16 protein-coding genes and 1 pseudogene are annotated in these 16,704 nt (G+C 58.7%); 15 read left to right on the top strand and 2 right to left on the bottom strand.

Going from position 1 to position 16,704, the window contains the following annotated elements; translation table 11 throughout:
• Window position 1: 1 nt before the first annotated feature.
• From BR71_RS17570 to glmS, 13 genes are all read left to right on the top strand, one after another.
• Window positions 2–859: a ParB/RepB/Spo0J family partition protein gene (locus BR71_RS17570; protein WP_043640598.1), complete on the top strand. Its 858-nt coding sequence runs from the start codon at window positions 2–4 to the stop codon at window positions 857–859.
• Window positions 860–949: 90 nt separating this feature from the next.
• Window positions 950–1,312, top strand: a complete 363-nt coding sequence (locus BR71_RS17565; RefSeq protein ID WP_043640596.1) for an ATP synthase subunit I — start codon at window positions 950–952, stop codon at window positions 1,310–1,312.
• A gap of 11 nt (window positions 1,313–1,323) precedes the next feature.
• Window positions 1,324–2,136 (top strand): F0F1 ATP synthase subunit A, encoded by an 813-nt coding sequence (gene atpB, locus BR71_RS17560; RefSeq protein WP_043640594.1) that lies wholly within the window; start codon window positions 1,324–1,326, stop codon window positions 2,134–2,136.
• Window positions 2,137–2,213: 77 nt separating this feature from the next.
• Window positions 2,214–2,501 carry a F0F1 ATP synthase subunit C gene (atpE, locus tag BR71_RS17555; RefSeq protein ID WP_019101091.1) on the top strand — a complete coding sequence of 96 codons (288 nt, stop codon included), beginning with the start codon at window positions 2,214–2,216 and terminating at the stop codon, window positions 2,499–2,501.
• A 50-nt stretch (window positions 2,502–2,551) separates the two neighbouring features.
• A complete protein-coding gene (locus tag BR71_RS17550) occupies window positions 2,552–3,022 on the top strand; it encodes a F0F1 ATP synthase subunit B (protein WP_043640591.1) in 471 nt (156 codons plus the stop codon).
• Between the two features lie 7 nt (window positions 3,023–3,029).
• Window positions 3,030–3,566, top strand: coding sequence for a F0F1 ATP synthase subunit delta (locus BR71_RS17545; RefSeq protein ID WP_043640588.1), 537 nt, complete (start codon window positions 3,030–3,032; stop codon window positions 3,564–3,566).
• An 8-nt stretch (window positions 3,567–3,574) separates the two neighbouring features.
• A complete protein-coding gene (atpA, locus tag BR71_RS17540; RefSeq protein ID WP_019100514.1) occupies window positions 3,575–5,119 on the top strand; it encodes a F0F1 ATP synthase subunit alpha in 1,545 nt (514 codons plus the stop codon).
• A gap of 44 nt (window positions 5,120–5,163) precedes the next feature.
• Complete coding sequence (atpG, locus tag BR71_RS17535) at window positions 5,164–6,030, top strand: F0F1 ATP synthase subunit gamma (protein ID WP_043640585.1); 867 nt, start codon at window positions 5,164–5,166, stop codon at window positions 6,028–6,030.
• Window positions 6,031–6,071: 41 nt separating this feature from the next.
• Entirely contained in the window at window positions 6,072–7,469 is a 1,398-nt protein-coding gene (gene atpD, locus BR71_RS17530; RefSeq protein ID WP_019103741.1) for a F0F1 ATP synthase subunit beta, read from the top strand.
• 11 nt (window positions 7,470–7,480) lie between these two features.
• Window positions 7,481–7,903: a F0F1 ATP synthase subunit epsilon gene (locus tag BR71_RS17525; protein WP_043640582.1), complete on the top strand. Its 423-nt coding sequence runs from the start codon at window positions 7,481–7,483 to the stop codon at window positions 7,901–7,903.
• A 74-nt stretch (window positions 7,904–7,977) separates the two neighbouring features.
• Window positions 7,978–9,345, top strand: coding sequence for a bifunctional UDP-N-acetylglucosamine diphosphorylase/glucosamine-1-phosphate N-acetyltransferase GlmU (gene glmU, locus BR71_RS17520; RefSeq protein WP_043640579.1), 1,368 nt, complete (start codon window positions 7,978–7,980; stop codon window positions 9,343–9,345).
• Between the two features lie 174 nt (window positions 9,346–9,519).
• Complete coding sequence (locus BR71_RS17515) at window positions 9,520–10,311, top strand: DeoR/GlpR family DNA-binding transcription regulator (RefSeq protein ID WP_043640570.1); 792 nt, start codon at window positions 9,520–9,522, stop codon at window positions 10,309–10,311.
• Entirely contained in the window at window positions 10,311–12,140 is a 1,830-nt protein-coding gene (glmS, locus tag BR71_RS17510; RefSeq protein ID WP_043640567.1) for a glutamine--fructose-6-phosphate transaminase (isomerizing), read from the top strand. Before BR71_RS17515 ends, glmS begins: the two co-directional genes overlap by 1 nt.
• Window positions 12,141–12,364: 224 nt before the next feature.
• Here the strand turns inward: glmS and BR71_RS17505 are convergent.
• A pseudogene (locus BR71_RS17505) lies at window positions 12,365–13,156 on the bottom strand (IS5 family transposase); the annotation flags it as partial.
• Between the two features lie 241 nt (window positions 13,157–13,397).
• Between BR71_RS17505 and BR71_RS17500 the strand changes: the two are divergent.
• On the top strand, window positions 13,398–14,495 hold the full coding sequence (locus BR71_RS17500) for a hypothetical protein (RefSeq protein WP_043640564.1): 1,098 nt from the start codon (window positions 13,398–13,400) through the stop codon (window positions 14,493–14,495).
• A 38-nt stretch (window positions 14,496–14,533) separates the two neighbouring features.
• The gene (locus BR71_RS17495) at window positions 14,534–15,964 is read left to right on the top strand and encodes a hypothetical protein (protein ID WP_043640561.1); all 1,431 of its coding nucleotides are present in this window, start codon (window positions 14,534–14,536) and stop codon (window positions 15,962–15,964) included.
• 425 nt (window positions 15,965–16,389) lie between these two features.
• On the opposite strand, the gene BR71_RS23750 is transcribed toward BR71_RS17495, so the two are convergent.
• The coding region (locus BR71_RS23750) for a transposase (RefSeq protein WP_156039024.1) at window positions 16,390–16,704 on the bottom strand (315 nt) is incomplete at its 5' end.

Genomic DNA, 16,704 nt, shown 5'->3' with positions numbered 1-16,704 from the left:
TATGGCCAAATTAAAAGGATTGGGGCGCGGCTTGGACGCGCTCCTGTCCACTGCCGAGACAGTGGACGACAGACTCACCTCCCTGCCCATAGACAGCATCCGTCCCGGCAAATACCAGCCGCGCAGCTTCATGGACGAAGCCGCGCTGGATGAGTTGGCCGCTTCGATTCGCGCTCAGGGCGTGATTCAGCCGCTGGTAGTGCGAGAGATCGGCTTCGGCGATTACGAATTGATCGCCGGCGAACGGCGCTGGCGCGCTTCGCGCAAGGCCGGTTTGACCGAAGTGCCGGCGGTCATCAAGAGCGTGCCGGACGAGGCGGCGCTGGCGATGGCGCTGATCGAGAATATCCAGCGCCAGGAGTTGGACCCCATAGAAGAGGCACAGGGGCTCAAGCGCCTGATCGACGAGTTCGGCCTGACCCACGAGGCCGCGGCCGACGCGGTGGGTCGTTCGCGCAGCGCGGTCAGCAATCTGCTGCGCCTGTTGGCCTTGCCGGAACCGGTGCAGACCATGTTGCATCAGGGGCGGCTGGAGATGGGCCATGCTCGCGCTTTGCTGGCGTTGCCGGTGGTGGAGCAACTGGGCCTGGCGCAGGAGGTGGGCGACAAAGGCCTGTCCGTGCGCGAGGTGGAGCGCAGGGTACAGCAGAAAGCTGTGGAAAAAACCACAGTCGCACCGCAGCAAAAACGTACAGACCCGGATGTGACAAGGTTGGCTGAACAAGTGTCGGAACGCATAGGGGCCCGGGTCAGCATTCGTCACGCAAACCGCGGCAATGGCAGGCTGGTCATAGAATATGCGACGCTGGACGAGCTGGAAGGCTTGCTGGAAAAGCTGCAGGAAAGTTCAGAAAAATGAGGATGTTGCGCCGCAGCATACCAATGACACGCAAGTTGACGCAAATCAAGCAGGAAGCCTATAATTCGGCGGTTTTTTTGCTGGGTCAACATGGTTAATCCGGAAGTTAAGCGTATACTGCGCCTGCAGTGCACTCTGGTGGGTGTCGCACTGTTGATTGGAGTGGTTGCAGGGGGAGGAAACCTGGCCATTCCGGTTTCTGTCTTGCTTGGCGGATTGTCGGCCTTGGTGCCGGCCCTGGTGTACGCCAGGATCGCCTACGCCAAGCGCCATGTCGCCCCCGCGGAACTGATGAAAGCGCATTTCAGGGCCGAGGCGGTCAAATACGTCCTCACCATCCTGATATTTGGCGCGACTTTGGTATTTTTCAAGGATTTATCGATAGTCGGTCTTTTTGGCGGATTTTTTGCCGCCATATCCGGCTACTGGTTCGGGCTTTTAATCAAAAATTGAGAAAATGAGCGATGGCAAGCAACGCAACTGACTACATCAAGCACCACCTCACCTTCTGGAATTCGGATCCTTCCGCCGGCTTCTGGAGCCTGCACCTTGATACCTTTTCCATTTCCTTGGTTCTCGCTTTCATCTTCGCCGGCGTGTTCGCCGTCGTGGCGCGCCAGGCCAAGCTGGAGAATCCGGGCCGGCTGCAGTTGTTTGTGGAAAGCATCGTCGAGATGGTGGACAAGCAGGTGCGCGACGTATTCCACGGCCAGAGCAAGGTGATCGCTCCGTTGGCGCTGACCATTTTCTGCTGGATCTTCCTGATGAACTTCATGGACCTGCTGCCGGTGGATCTGCTGCCGTCGCTGGCCCAGTGGGTGGGTTACACCTTCTTCGGCGCCGAGCCGCATCATGTCTATTTCCGCGTTGTGCCGTCCGCCGATGTGAACGCCACTTTCGCGATGTCCTTGTCCGTGATGTTCTGCATCATTGGTTTCTCCATCAGCGCCAAGGGCGTTGGCGGCTACACCAAGGAGCTGTTCACCGCGCCGTTCCATGCCGAAGGCACCGTGGGCAAGATCTTGCTGGCCCCGGCCAACTTCCTGCTGCAGATGGTTGAACTGCTGGCCAAGCCGATTTCGTTGTCTCTGCGTTTGTTCGGCAATATGTACGCCGGCGAAATGATCTTCATCCTGATCGCGCTGCTGCCGTGGGGCTTGCAGTGGATCCTGGGCGCGCCGTGGGCGATCTTCCACATCCTGATCATCACCCTGCAGGCCTTTGTGTTCATGATGCTGACCATCGTGTACCTGAGCCTGGCGGTGGAAGCGCACTAATACCGGTTTCTTTGTTTTACCTTTGTTTCTTTAGCTTTTTTACCAACCATCCTTGATTAAGTCTTAGGAGATACACAATGGAAGCACTCGTTTCTCAGATCCAGTCCATGACCGTACTGGCCGCTGCCCTGATCATTGGCCTGGGCGCCATCGGTACTGCTCTGGGTTTTGCCATCCTGGGTGGCAAATTCCTCGAGTCCTCCGCCCGTCAACCGGAAATGATTCCGGTTCTGCAAACCAAACTGTTCATTCTGGCCGGTCTGCTGGACGCCATCTCCATGATCGGTGTTGGTATCGCCATGCTGTACACCTTCAATAACCCGTTCCTGTCCGCCGCCCTGGCCGCTCTGAAAGCCGGCGCTTAATTTTTAAGCGGAATTGGTTGTTGCAGTAATACTACTGGAGGAAAACAAGCGTGGAATTTAACGTAACACTACTGGGTCAGGCGATCACGTTCGCCATCCTGGTATGGTTCACCATGAAGTTTGTTTGGCCTCCGCTTACCAACATGATGGATGAGCGCGCCAAGCGCATCGCAGACGGCCTGGCCGCCGGCGAGCGTGGCAAGCAAGATCTGGAAGCCGCTGAAAAGCGCGTTGCGGACGAACTCCGCAAGGCTAAACAGCAAGCGACCGAAATCGTGATGGCCGCTGAAAAGCGCGCCAGCCAGATCGTGGACGAGGCCAAGGATGCCGCACGCGTTGAAGGCGCGCGCATTGTGGCCGACGCCAAGTCTGAGATCGATCAGGAAGTCCTGCGCGCCAAGGAAGTCCTGCGCGCGCAAGTGGCCGACCTGGCGGTTGCGGGTGCAGAGAAGATCCTGCGCAAAGAGATCGACTCGGCCAAGCACGCTGATCTGCTTGCCTCCATCAAAGCGGAGTTTTAATTAACTCATGGCAGAACTCATTACCGTAGCTAGGCCCTATGCCGAAGCGGTATACAGCCTCGCCACCGAGCAGCACGCCACCCAGCAATGGTCGGAATCGCTGTCGTGGCTGGCTGCCATGGTGAAGAACCCGGATTTGGAAGCCGTCATCACCAATCCGAAACATACCGCACAAGAGCTTGAGGCGCTGATGCTGGACGTTCTGGGCACGCGCGGCAATGAAGACGTAAAACGTTTTCTGGCCGCGCTGATCGAGAACAGCCGTTTGACGCTGCTGCCGCAAATCGCCGAACAGTTTGAAGTGTTCAAGGCGCAAGCGGAAGGCGTTGTGGATGCCGTGGTGGAAACGGCGTTTGCATTGAACGATGCGCAGAAGGCCGAACTGACCGACACGCTTTCCAAGAAGTACGGCAAATCCGTACGGATTGATGTGCGTGACAACCCTGACCTGATCGGCGGGGTTCGTGTGTTGGTAGGCGACGATGTCATCGACGCTTCCGTGCGCGGCAAACTGCAAGCCATGGCAGTAAGCCTCAAGAATTAGGAGAGATCATGCAGTTGAACCCCTCTGAAATCAGCGATCTGATCAAGGCGAAGATTCAGAACCTGGCCGAAGGCGCAGAAACCCGTACCAAAGGTACCGTGATTTCCGTGACCGACGGTATCGTTCGTATCCATGGCCTGGCAGACGTGATGCAGGGTGAAATGCTCGAATTCCCGGGCAACACCTTCGGCCTCGCGATGAACTTGGAGCGCGACTCTGTCGGCGCCGTGGTTCTGGGCGAGTACGAGCACATCTCGGAAGGCGACGAAGTTACTTGTACCGGTCGCATTCTGGAAGTTCCGGTGGGTCCGGAACTGATTGGCCGCGTGGTCAACGCCCTGGGTCAGCCTATCGACGGCAAGGGCCCGATTAACGCCAAGCTGTCCAGCCCGATCGAAAAGATCGCGCCGGGCGTGATTGCGCGTCAATCGGTATCCCAGCCGATGCAAACCGGCCTGAAAGCCATCGACTCGATGGTTCCGGTTGGCCGCGGTCAGCGCGAGCTGATCATCGGCGACCGCCAGACCGGCAAGACCGCGGTGGCGCTGGATGCGATCATCAACCAAAAAGGCACCGGCGTAGTGTGCATCTACGTGGCGATTGGCCAAAAAGCCTCCTCCATCGCCAACGTGGTGCGCAAGCTGGAAGAGCACGGCGCGCTGGGCCACACCATCGTGGTGGCCGCGACCGCTTCCGAAGCCGCCGCGCTGCAGTTCATCGCCCCGTACTCCGGTTGCGCGATGGGCGAATACTTCCGCGACATCGGCGAAGACGCGCTGATCGTATACGACGACCTGTCCAAGCAGGCTGTCGCCTACCGTCAGATTTCGCTGCTGCTGCGTCGTCCGCCGGGCCGCGAAGCCTACCCCGGCGACGTGTTCTATCTGCACTCCCGTCTGCTGGAACGCGCTTCCCGCATCAATGAAGACGAAGTGGCCAAGCTGACCAACGGCGAAGTGAAAGGCAAGACCGGTTCCCTGACCGCGCTGCCCATCATCGAAACCCAGGCCGGCGACGTTTCCGCCTTCGTGCCGACCAACGTGATTTCGATCACCGACGGTCAGATCTTCCTGGAAACCGACCTCTTCAACGCAGGTATCCGTCCGGCCATCAACGCCGGTATCTCGGTATCCCGCGTTGGCGGCGCCGCGCAGACCAAGGTGATCAAGAAGCTGGGCGGCGGTATCCGTCTGGCCCTGGCCCAGTACCGTGAACTGGCTGCGTTCTCGCAGTTCGCTTCCGATCTGGACGAGGCTACCCGCAAGCAACTGCAACATGGCGAAGTGGTAACCGAGCTGATGAAGCAGAAGCAGTTCATGCCGCTGGCCACCGCCGAAATGGCGTTGACCCTGTGGGCGGTGAACAAGGGCAGCTACGAAGACGTTCCGGTGAAGAAGGCCCTGGCTTTCGAAGCGGCGTTCCTCGCCTATGTGCGCGCGAACCATCACGATGTGTTGGCCGCGGTGAACGCTTCCGGCGACTTGTCCGGCGACAACGAGAAAATCCTGGCCAAGGCGATGGAATCGTTCAAGGCTGGCTTCAGCTACAACTGAGTCTTTTCGGTTAACGCAAACAGTTACTAGGAAAGGTTCAGGATATGGCAGTCGGCAAAGAGATTCTCACCAAGATCCGAAGCGTGCAAAACACGCAGAAGATCACTCGCGCAATGCAAATGGTGGCGACCTCCAAGATGCGCAAAACGCAAGAGCGTATGCGCGCTGCCCGTCCTTACGCCGAGAAGGTGCGCACAGTCATGGCGCACCTTGCTCAGGCGAACACGGATCTTGAGCACCCGCTGTTGCAAAGCCGCGACGTAGTCAAACGCGCCGGCATCATCCTGATGACCTCCGACAAGGGCCTGTGCGGCGGCTTGAACGTGAATACGCTCAAGCGCTTCTTCGCCCAAGTCAAGGATCTGCAGGAGCAGGGCATCGAAGTCGATGTCTGCTGCTTGGGCCAGAAAGGCCTGGCGGCATGCCAGCGCGCGCGCCTCAACGTCGTGGCCAGCGCAACCCAGCTCGGCGATGTGCCGAAGATGGAAAAACTGATTGGCCCGCTTACGGTGCTGTTCAAGCAGTACGCCGAAGGCGAACTGGACGCGCTCTACATCGTTTACTCCCGTTTCATCAATACGATGAAGCAGGAGCCGGCGACTGAACAGCTGCTGCCGCTGACTTCGGAACACATGGTGGTGGAGCACTCGCACTCGTGGGATTACCTGTACGAGCCGAATGCGCTTTCCGTGATGGAGTTCCTGGTCAAACGCTACATCGAGTCCGTGGTGTTCGAGGCGATGGCCGAGAACATGGCCTCCGAGCAAGCTGCCCGCATGGTGGCGATGAAATCCGCCACGGATAACGCCGGTAACACGATCAAGCAACTGCGCCTGGTGTACAACAAGGCTCGTCAGGCTGCGATCACTACCGAGTTGTCTGAAATCGTGGCAGGCGCCGCAGCGGTGTAAGCCGTCGCAGACTGAAAAAGTTTAATGTTTAGGAACCGATAATGAGCCAAGGTAAAATCGTACAAATCATTGGCGCGGTGATCGACGTGGAATTCCCGCGCGACGCCATGCCAAAGGTTTATGATGCCCTGAAGCTGGTTGATGCCGACCTGACGCTCGAAGTCCAGCAGCAGCTGGGCGACGGCGTGGCGCGCACCATCGCCATGGGTAGCTCTGACGGCCTGAAGCGTGGCATGAGCGTAGTCAACACCGGCGCACCGATTTCGGTGCCGGTGGGCAGCGCCACCCTGGGCCGCATCATGGATGTCTTGGGCAACCCGGTGGACGAAGCCGGCGCGGTAGCGACCGATGTTCGCCGCGCCATCCACCAGCCCGCTCCGAAGTTTGACGAGCTCTCCCCCGCCACCGACCTGCTGGAAACCGGCATCAAGGTGATCGACCTGCTGTGCCCGTTCGCCAAGGGCGGCAAAGTGGGCCTGTTCGGCGGCGCCGGCGTGGGCAAGACCGTCAACATGATGGAACTGATCAACAACATCGCCAAGGCACACTCCGGTTTGTCCGTGTTTGCCGGCGTTGGTGAGCGCACTCGTGAAGGTAACGACTTCTATCACGAGATGAAGGACTCCAACGTTCTGGACAAAGTGGCGATGGTGTACGGCCAGATGAACGAGCCGCCGGGCAACCGTCTGCGCGTAGCGCTGACCGGTCTGACCATGGCCGAGCATTTCCGCGACGAGAAGGACGAAAGCGGCAAAGGCCGCGACGTGCTGTTCTTCGTGGACAACATCTACCGCTACACCCTGGCCGGTACCGAAGTATCCGCGCTGCTGGGCCGTATGCCTTCCGCCGTGGGCTATCAGCCGACGCTGGCGGAAGAAATGGGCCGTCTGCAGGAGCGTATTACTTCTACCCGCGATGGCTCGATTACGTCCATCCAGGCCGTATACGTACCTGCGGATGACTTGACCGACCCGTCTCCGGCGACCACCTTCGCCCACTTGGACGCTACCGTGGTTCTGTCGCGCGACATCGCTTCGCTGGGTATCTACCCGGCGGTGGATCCGCTCGACTCCACTTCGCGCCAGCTGGATCCGCTGGTGGTGGGCGACGAGCACTACACGGTTGCCCGTGGCGTGCAGTCCACCCTGCAGCGTTACAAGGAACTGCGCGACATCATCGCGATTCTGGGTATGGACGAATTGTCCGAGGAAGACAAACTGGTCGTGGCTCGCGCCCGTAAGATCCAGCGCTTCCTGTCCCAGCCGTTCCACGTGGCTGAAGTATTTACCGGCTCGCCGGGCAAATACGTGCCGCTGCGCGAAACCATCAAGGGTTTCAAGGCCATTCTCGCTGGCGAGTACGACCATCTGCCGGAACAAGCGTTCTACATGGTTGGCTCCATTGAAGAAGCTGCCGAGAAAGCCAAGACCCTTAACTAAGGAGAGGGCTGATGTCCAAGATGCGTGTGGAAGTGGTCAGCACCGAGCAAATGATCTTCTCCGGCGAAGCTGAATTCGTGGTTGCGCCGGCTACCGAAGGCGAGATCGGTGTGTATCCCCAACACGTGCCGCTCCTGACCCGTATCAAGCCCGGCGTGCTGCGTCTGAAAGTGCCGGGCAGCAGCGAAGAAGTTCTGGTGGCAGTGTCTGGCGGCATGATGGAAGTGCAGCCCAGCCTGATCACCGTGCTGGCGGATACGGCGATTCGCGGCGAGGATCTCGACGAGGCCCGCGCCAATGAGGCAAAACGCGCTGCGGAGGATTCCCTCAAGCACGCCACCGACGACCTTTCCACCGCGAAGGCGCACGCTGCTCTGGCAGTGGCCATCGCGGAGTTGAAGGCGCTGGATTTCCTCAAGAAGCGCGCCCACTGATAAGAGATGTAATCGTGTATAGTAGGCTGCCACGCAAGTGGCAGCCTTTTTCCGTTTTCGACTCGTGAAAAACCATGGATAGTCTCAGCATCGTCATTCTCGCTGCCGGCAAAGGCAAGCGCATGTATTCCTCCAAACCCAAAGTGCTGCACCCCATCGGCGGGGAGCCGATGTTGGCGCGGGTGATCCGCACCGCGCGCGCGCTGAAGCCGGCGCGCCTGATCGTGGTGTACGGCCACGGCGGGGAACAGGTGCGAGCGGCCATCCCGGACGCGGACTTGATCTGGGCGGAGCAGGCCGAACAACTGGGCACCGGCCACGCGCTGAAGATGGCTTTGCCGCATCTGCCGGCGGACGGCAAGACCATGGTGCTGTACGGCGACGTGCCGCTGACCAAGGCGGATACGCTGCGCCGCTTGTCCGATGCCGCCGGCGCGGGTATGGCGGTGCTGACCGACGTGCTGGACGACGCCAGCGGCTACGGCCGCATGGTGCGCGGCGCGGACGGCAAGCTCCAAGCCATCGTCGAGCACAAGGACTGCACGCCGGAGCAATTGGCTATCCGTGAAATCAACACCGGCATGATGGCGCTGCCCAACGCGCGGCTGGCCGGCTGGCTCGCCGCGCTCAACAATGGCAACGCGCAGGGCGAATATTATCTGACCGACGTGCTGGCTCTGGCGGTGGCGGACGGCGTGAGCGTGGACAGCGCCAGCGTCGACGCCAGCTGGGAGGCGGCAGGCGTCAACAACAAGGTGCAATTGGCCGAGCTGGAGCGCATTCTGCAGCGCAACCAGGCGCACGCTTTGCTGGAGGCCGGCGTCACGCTGGCGGACCCGGCGCGCATCGATATCCGCGGCGAGCTCACCCACGGCATGGATGTCAGCATCGACATCGGCTGTGTGTTCGAAGGCGTGGTGGAGTTGGGCGACCAGGTGGAAATCGGCGCGCATTGCGTGTTGAAGAACGTCAAAGTAGCCGCCGGCACCAAGATCGCGCCGTTCTCGCATCTGGAAGACGCGGTGGTGGGCGAGGGGTGCCGGATCGGGCCTTACGCCCGGCTGCGCCCCGGTGCCCAACTGGCCGGCCACGTGCATATCGGCAACTTCGTCGAAGTAAAGAAGAGCGTGATCGGCGAAGGCTCCAAGGTCAATCACCTGAGCTATATCGGCGATGCCGAGATTGGCGGCAAAGTGAATGTGGGCGCCGGCTCGGTAACCTGCAATTACGACGGCGTCAATAAATTCAAGACCGTGATTGGCGACAACGTCTTCGTCGGCTCCGGCACCCTGATGGTGGCGCCGGTGACGCTGGAATCCTACAGCACCATAGGCGCCGGCTCGGTGATCAGCCGAACCGCGCCGGCCGGAGAGCTGACAGTGGCGCGCGCGCGTCAGGTCACGGTGCCGGGCTGGAAGCGGCCTCAGAAAAAGACCGACTGATTCCATTTTCCGGCCAAGCGGCGCCCATTCTCCTGATTTGGAGGATGGGCGCCGTTTTTCATGGCGGCATTCTTGCGACAGCCCCTTGCCGCTGCGCGACGGTTCCGCGCGAAAGGCTTGTCAGCGCCGAAGGTGCGCTGCTATGATCTCGAAACTTTCGAAACGAAACTTGTGATGACCAAACGAAATACTCAGCAACGCCGTCACGCCATTGCCGCCCTGGTGCAGGAACGCGGCGAAGTCAGCGTGGACGAGCTGACCAAGCGTTTCTCAACCTCCGAAGTGACCATACGCAAAGACCTAGCCCTGCTGGAAACCGGCGGGCTGCTGCTGCGCCGTTACGGCGGCGCGGTATCCTTGCCGTCGGAGATGGTGGTCGAGGAAGACGCGGAGCAGGTTTCAAAACGAAAGATCGCCATCGCCCGCGCCGCGGCGGAACGGCTGCGCGACCATAACCGCGTGATCATAGACAGCGGCACCACCACCAGCGCGATGATTCCGCTATTGGGCAATAAGCGCGGCCTGGTGGTGATGACCAACTCCCTGAACGTGGCCGGCGCGCTGCGCGAGCTGGAGAACGAACCCACGCTGCTGATGACCGGCGGCACCTGGGACCCGCATTCCGAATCCTTCCAGGGTCAGGTGGCGGAACAGGTCTTGCGTTCCTATGATTTTGATCAGCTGTTCATCGGCGCCGATGGCATCGATCTTGAACGCGGCACCACCACCTTCAACGAACTAGTGGGCCTGTCGCGCGTGATGGCCGAAGTGGCGCGCGAAGTCATCGTGATGGTGGAGTCGGAAAAGATAGGCCGGCGCATCCCCAATCTGGAATTGCCGTGGGAGCGCATTCATACCCTGGTAACCGACGACGCCTTGTCGATGGAAGCCAGAACCCAAATTCAGGCGAAGGGCATTGCGCTGATCTGCGCGTCCTCGCCCACTGATAGTTCAAGGAGAAAGTAATGTGCGGCATTGTCGGCGCCATCGCGGCGCGTAATGTGGTTCCGGTACTGGTGGACGGCCTGAAGCGGCTGGAATATCGCGGCTACGACTCCGCCGGCGTGGCGGTATTGGCCGGGGACGCCATCCGTCGCGTGCGCCGCGTCGGCCGCGTCGCGGAGATGGAAAACGCCGCGGCGGAAGAAAGCCTGCAAGGGCAGGTGGGCATCGGCCACACCCGCTGGGCCACCCACGGCGGCGTTACCGAGCCCAACGCCCACCCGCACGTGTCCTTCGGCAAGATCGCCGTGGTGCACAACGGCATCATCGAAAACCACGAAGAGCAGCGCGAGCGCCTGAAAGGCCTGGGCTACGCCTTTGAATCGCAGACGGACACCGAAGTCATCGCCCACCTGGTGCATCACTACTACCAGGCCGGCGACAGCCTGTTCGACGCCGTCAAGCGCGCCAGCCGCGAACTGACCGGCGCTTACGCCATCGGTGTGATCGCCGTGGACCGCCCGGACGAACTGGTGTGCGCGCGCATGGGCTGCCCGTTGTTGGTGGGCCTGGGAGACGGGGAAAACTTCATCGCTTCCGATGTTTCCGCCATCGTGTCCGCCACCCGCCGCGTAATTTTCCTGGAAGAGGGCGATATTGGCCGGCTGACCCGCGACGGCGTAGAGCTGCTGGACAAGGACGACCAGCCGGCGCAGCGTCCGGTGCATGTGTCCGACGTATCGCTGGCCTCGCTGGAACTGGGCCCGTACAGCCACTTCATGCAGAAGGAAATCCACGAACAGCCGAAGGCGCTGTCCGACACCATAGACGCGGTGCAGGACTACGGCTTCAATCCCGAGCTGTTCGGCGAGCGCGCCGGAGAGGTGCTGCCGCAGCTGGAAGGCGTCAAGATCCTGGCCTGCGGCACCAGCTACTACGCCGGCCTGACCGCCAAATACTGGATCGAAACCATCGCCGGCGTGCAGTGCGATGTGGAAATCGCCAGTGAATACCGCTACCGCGATGCCTGGGCCAACCCTAATTACCTGGTGACCACCATCTCCCAATCCGGCGAGACGCTGGACACCATGGAAGCGCTGAAATACGCCAAGGAACTGGGCCACAGCTACGCGCTGTCAATCTGCAATGTGCGCGAATCCGCGATCCCGCGCGCCAGCGAACTGGTGTTCTTCACCCGCGCCGGCGCGGAGATTGGCGTGGCCTCCACCAAGGCATTCACCACCCAATTGGTGGGCTTGTTTGCGCTGGCGGTGACGCTGGGCAAGGTGCGCGGCAAAGTCAGCGCGGCCGACGAGGCGCGCTACCTGGACGAACTGCGCCACCTGCCGGGCAGCGTGCAGCACGCGCTGAACTTGGAGCCGCAGATCAAGGCCTGGGCCGACAAGTTCGCCGCCAAGGACAACGCGCTGTTCCTGGGCCGCGGCCTGCATTTCCCGATTGCGCTGGAAGGCGCGCTCAAGCTGAAGGAAATCTCCTACATCCACGCCGAAGCCTACCCGGCCGGCGAGCTCAAGCACGGCCCGCTGGCGCTGGTGGACGAGGATATGCCGGTGGTGGTGATCGCCCCCAACGACGCGCTGCTGGAAAAAGTGAAATCCAATATGCAGGAAGTGCGCGCGCGCGGCGGAGAGTTGTTCGTGTTCGCCGATCTGGACAGCCATTTCAGCGAATCCGACGGCGTGCACGTGATCCGCACCCCGCGCCATGTCGGCGTGCTCAGCCCGGTGGTGCACGCCATCCCGGTGCAGATGCTGGCCTACCACGTGGCGCTGGCGCGCGGCACCGACGTTGATAAGCCACGGAACCTGGCCAAGAGCGTGACGGTGGAGTAAGGCGGGGTTTGGCCCATGACTAGAGCGAATAAAGTCCGTCGGATCCGAATAAAGTTCGTCGGAGCCTGACAACAGAGAAGGGGCCGCTGGCCCTTTCTTCTTTGTATGTTGCGCGAATTCTTCAGATGCTCGCTTTTCGACTGAGGTGATCAGTTACAGCCAGATGTTCGACGTCCGCTTCTGTATGGATTGCAGTCGTAAAGAATCTAGAGAAGCAGGGGCGATTCACCCAGCCGTTTAAAGCAACCCATTTTGGTTTCTACCAGCCGCTCCAACGTTTCCAGATCGCCCGGCCTAGTCGCTTGGTGGCCCGCAGAATTTCGTTCCGAGCCAGCACCCCCAGCGAATTGCCTTTCCACGGTCTCGCATTCTTGCGGGTCGGGATGCACCCGATCGCGCCCCGTGCGGCAATCGCCTCATGGCACGTCTTGGTATCGAAAGCACCATCGCCGCTCACGCAGCCTATCGGCTCGTCGGCCGGAATTTGCGTCAATAGCGAAGGCAACATTTGCGCATCGCCCTGGCGGTTATCCGTCACCTCGATGGCGCGGATCTGTAGGGTTTCCGCATCGATGCCCAGATGCACTTTGCGCCATTGCCGGCGATATTCCGCGCCATGCTTCTTGGTTTTCCACTCGCCTTCGCCCAACATCTTGATGCCTGTGCTATCCACCAGCAGATGCAGCGCGCCTGAGCTTTTCTGGTAGGGAATCTTGACCTGCAGCGTCTGCTGCCGCCTGGATAGCGTGCTGTAGTCGGGAACGCCCCAGCCCAAGCCCGCCAGCTTGAGCAGACTTTGGATGAAACCGATGGTTTGCCGCAACGCGAGTCCAAACAGGTTTTTGATGGTCAGGCAGAATTGAATGGCGGCATCGCTATAGGTCTGCGTCCGTCCGCGTTTGCCCTGAGGAGCCACCTGCCATGACATAGACGGACAGAGAGCCGCGTTGGATCAGGGCTTGGTTGTAGGCGTTCCAGTTGGTTGTTCGGTAGCGTTTTGGAGCAGGCTTGGTCATGCCACTATCTTACCAAGCTGCGGCGGGGGAGGATTTGTGCAACAACGCCGTCATGTCATCAAAAGTCCCTTGTTGATAAATATTAATATGCCATTAAAATGTGAAAATATAAATGCTATTTGTATCGTTGTGGCGGCTGGGCGGACTCGTGGATATGGCCGGATGGGGTTGTGCCTGTTCCGCTCTACGACCGTCCGCTGTGGTAAGCGAGTGATCCGGCAATAACAAGGAGGAGGATTTTGTGAGCTTTTTCGACGACTTTATAAGCGTTGTGAGAGACGTTGGCACATCGGCCACGCGCATCGTCACGGATACAGCCATCGATCTGGCCAATGTCACAACCGGTTTCCAGTTTGATGATGAAATGCGAAGCGCCAAAAAAGCGATGAGCGACGCTGGGGTTTACAGTGCGGCGGATGCGATCCAGAAAAACCATTATGGTTTTTTGAAGGACCTGGAGACTGAGGCCAAGAACAAGAATGAAAAACTGACGGAGTTATACCGACAGGGTGACGAGCTGGTCTTCCATGTGAATAGCCGGACCAGCCAATTTTCGGCCCTAGTCGACGATCTGGATATTCTCGGGCGGGAGTGGAGTGAGTACGAGGCGCTGTGCAAGAAACTGGTTGTCTATCCCGAGTGGGTCAACTACCTCCAGAGCAGCGGTATCAAGATCATTTCTTTATCGGAGATCGACAATTATAAGAACAACTGGCAGGAGGCGGCGAAATGGATGGTGGTGACTTCGCTCGTCAATGACGGTGCGACTGCGGTTGCTGGCCTGAGCGGCATGGCGGCGGCGGCCCGAGCGGCTCAACTGGTGAAAGCTACGAAGGTTGTGCAGGCGGCCAAGTTCACAAAGTTCGCCAGTGTGGCGGGCAAGGCGTCGCTGGTTTTGACGATCGCTTCGGTTGGGTTGGATATCGGCTTGTCCGTGCTTGAGCTCGAGGATAGAAAAGACCGTCTCGAATCGTATCTGCGTGATGTCGACGAGGAAATCGGGCGCGCAGGTAAGGAGATCGACGGACTGAAAGCCAAGCTCGGCCAGGTCAACGAGTTAATCCAGAGGCTGATTGCTACCGCTGGCCTATCGAACGAGCAAGGCTGGGCCGAGTGGTATCAGGCTGAGTTAACGCGTATTCGTGCGATCAACAACAAGCTGGTCACCCTTGCGGGCGCCATCGAGCGGGCTGAGAAGTTGATCGAGGCAAACCGTGATTACAACCGCGAGCGATTGTTCCAGTTGGTGCTTGCTTCCGAGCCCTCGCTCCCCAAGGAAGCGGTACAGGCTGTGATTGAGCGTGTTCTGCAGCGGCCGCCCGTTACGGCCGCACATTGAGTTCGGTGTGCCCTAATTTTTTCCGGAGATATTAAGCTATGTCGATTCTTTCCGCTCTCGGTAAGGGCCTTTTCACTGCAGCCAGGATCGCCGATGCAGGCCTGAGCCTTTATCAGGTTACGGACGAAGCCTGGACGATGATCGACCCTGACTCTCGCTACCCAGAGTTGCGGGATTTGATGGAGCAGTTGTTGAAGGTCGGTAAGGAGTACGACGAAAAGCTCGACAGCCTAATCGTCAAGTCCAATAGCCTGACCAACCTTTCCAATGGCTTGTACACGCTGAATGGTACGGTGCAGTTGATGGATGACAAGGGTGTGGAAATCTTTGAGCGCTACGACAAGTTGGCCCAGCATCGGGAGTCGTTCGATCTGAAATTCCCGACCTTGCGCAACTGGTTCAATGAGGCATGGATTCGCAAACACAATCTGGACCCGCAACAATACAAACATATTGCCACCCGGGATAATCCATCGACCCTCGATATTGTCTTGAATGCAGGGTTCATCACCTTCGGCGCGATAACTACGGGACTCCGGATCAAGTCTTTGGTGTCCATGGGGCTTGATGCCTACAGACGTCATACTGGTACTGTGCCGACGCGTCCGAGAGCTAATGCGATTGTGGCACCGACCGGACGCATCGCACGGCTGCAATACCGCTGGACGATGTTCCGGATCAGAAACCCGCGGCTTTACGCCGGGATGCAAGCAGGGGCACTGGCATGCTCTTTGGGACTGAACCTGTTCCTGATCATCGACAAGGCGAGGAGAGTGGCGAAGCAAACCGACTACTTGCGCGAGCAAGTTGACCTCATGAAGGACAATATCCGCTACCTGGAAATTTTCGTGCGTGGCGCCAAAAACCAAGATGAGCTCAAGGCCCTGCTGAAGCATTACGATCTTACGGATGATCAGAAGAACTTCGAAGAGCTGCAACTCGGTGTCGACGGTCTGTTGACCGACTACAACAAGAATCTGGCCGATTGCTTGAAGTTTGTCGATGACACCTTTGATCAATTTGAAGCAGATGCCGTCTACATTACCGACGAGGACAAGGACGAACTGGAGGCGGTCCGCCGCGATCGCGTGCAATGCAGCAAGCAGTTCGAGGCGATCCAGGCAGATACGAATGGCGAAACCCGGAAGGAGAAAATAGTCAAGTTCAGTGACTTCACAAGGGACTCGCTAGTGAGGCGCTTTGACGAGTGGATTAGAGCATTGGATATGATCCTTGAGATAGAGAAAATCCGCTCGCTGATCGCCCAGGAGGCACAATTCCTCGTTGAGGACCTGATTGATGTTCCGGAGCAAAAGAGGCCGGACAAGATCAGCCGTCAGGCAGCGCGCACCCTGTTGTCGATAGAGGCAGCTTTCCCGAAACGCAAGGTTTTCCTGAATGAAAAGGATGTGCAGTTGCTCCTTGAGCATTTTGTGGCAGAGCTCATGAAACAGTCTCAAGTGGCATAAATCCTGCCGAAGGAAAAAGCCCTCTGTGTATTTGTGCAGTGGGCTTTTTTGGGTGCGCCCAGCATGGGCAGACTTTACTTGCATTTCCTTAAAAACTAAAATTTAATAAAATCAATGAGTTAATTGGTGGTTATTCGACAGACTTTATTTCGTCAGATCACCCACGGGCTTTGATCAGTAAGAATAAAGTCTGTAACGAGGTAATGGAGCCTTTCACGACGATGACGTGATCAGCTCTTTGCCAATAATGCTAAACAAAGAGGCCCGGAAGGGCCTCTTTTCGCTTGTGCTTCCTTGTCGAAAGGGGCGGTGTAGATGGGCTGCTATTCAGCCTTAGCTGACATTCAAATCCAAGATGAACTGTGGCCTTTTACCTATTGGTAAGCGGCCTAAACTTGGGAAAGTTCAGTTCTTATTTAGACCCGCTAACAAAACCTGTCGATAAATCGCAGACAGATCAATGAGAAAGCCAGCTTGAGTAAGGCGTAATGCGTATCCAGCCGCCGTTCGAAGCGGATGCGCAATTTCCCGAAGCCAGCTAGCCAAGAATGGGTTCGTTCTACCACCCAGCGGTGGCGACCTAGTCTCTCGCTGCTTTCCACCCCGCGACGCGCGATTCGCACCAAGATTCCGCGTCGGTTCAGGTGTTCACGGCAACGGCGGTAGTCATAGCCTTTGTCTGCATGCAGCTTGTAAGGCTTTTGCCTGGGCCGCCCTGGCAAACCAGGAACGGCAGGAAT

The organism is Chromobacterium haemolyticum DSM 19808, from assembly GCF_000711885.1.
Lineage (GTDB): Bacteria > Pseudomonadota > Gammaproteobacteria > Burkholderiales > Chromobacteriaceae > Chromobacterium > Chromobacterium haemolyticum.
This window is presented reverse-complemented; position numbering and strand designations above follow the sequence as displayed.

Excerpts from the sequence above, each read along its gene's own strand:
- BR71_RS17525 (WP_043640582.1), top strand. The coding sequence starts at position 7,481 with ATGTCCAAGATGCGTGTGGAAGTGGTCAGCACCGAGCAAATGATCTTC.
- BR71_RS17495 (WP_043640561.1), top strand. The coding sequence starts at position 14,534 with ATGTCGATTCTTTCCGCTCTCGGTAAGGGCCTTTTCACTGCAGCCAGG.
- glmU (WP_043640579.1), top strand. The coding sequence starts at position 7,978 with ATGGATAGTCTCAGCATCGTCATTCTCGCTGCCGGCAAAGGCAAGCGC.
- atpG (WP_043640585.1), top strand. The coding sequence starts at position 5,164 with ATGGCAGTCGGCAAAGAGATTCTCACCAAGATCCGAAGCGTGCAAAAC.
- glmS (WP_043640567.1), top strand. The coding sequence starts at position 10,311 with ATGTGCGGCATTGTCGGCGCCATCGCGGCGCGTAATGTGGTTCCGGTA.
- atpD (WP_019103741.1), top strand. The coding sequence starts at position 6,072 with ATGAGCCAAGGTAAAATCGTACAAATCATTGGCGCGGTGATCGACGTG.
- BR71_RS17565 (WP_043640596.1), top strand. The coding sequence starts at position 950 with ATGGTTAATCCGGAAGTTAAGCGTATACTGCGCCTGCAGTGCACTCTG.
- BR71_RS17570 (WP_043640598.1), top strand. The coding sequence starts at position 2 with ATGGCCAAATTAAAAGGATTGGGGCGCGGCTTGGACGCGCTCCTGTCC.
- BR71_RS17515 (WP_043640570.1), top strand. The coding sequence starts at position 9,520 with ATGACCAAACGAAATACTCAGCAACGCCGTCACGCCATTGCCGCCCTG.
- atpE (WP_019101091.1), top strand. The coding sequence starts at position 2,214 with ATGGAAGCACTCGTTTCTCAGATCCAGTCCATGACCGTACTGGCCGCT.
- atpA (WP_019100514.1), top strand. The coding sequence starts at position 3,575 with ATGCAGTTGAACCCCTCTGAAATCAGCGATCTGATCAAGGCGAAGATT.
- atpB (WP_043640594.1), top strand. The coding sequence starts at position 1,324 with ATGGCAAGCAACGCAACTGACTACATCAAGCACCACCTCACCTTCTGG.
- BR71_RS17545 (WP_043640588.1), top strand. The coding sequence starts at position 3,030 with ATGGCAGAACTCATTACCGTAGCTAGGCCCTATGCCGAAGCGGTATAC.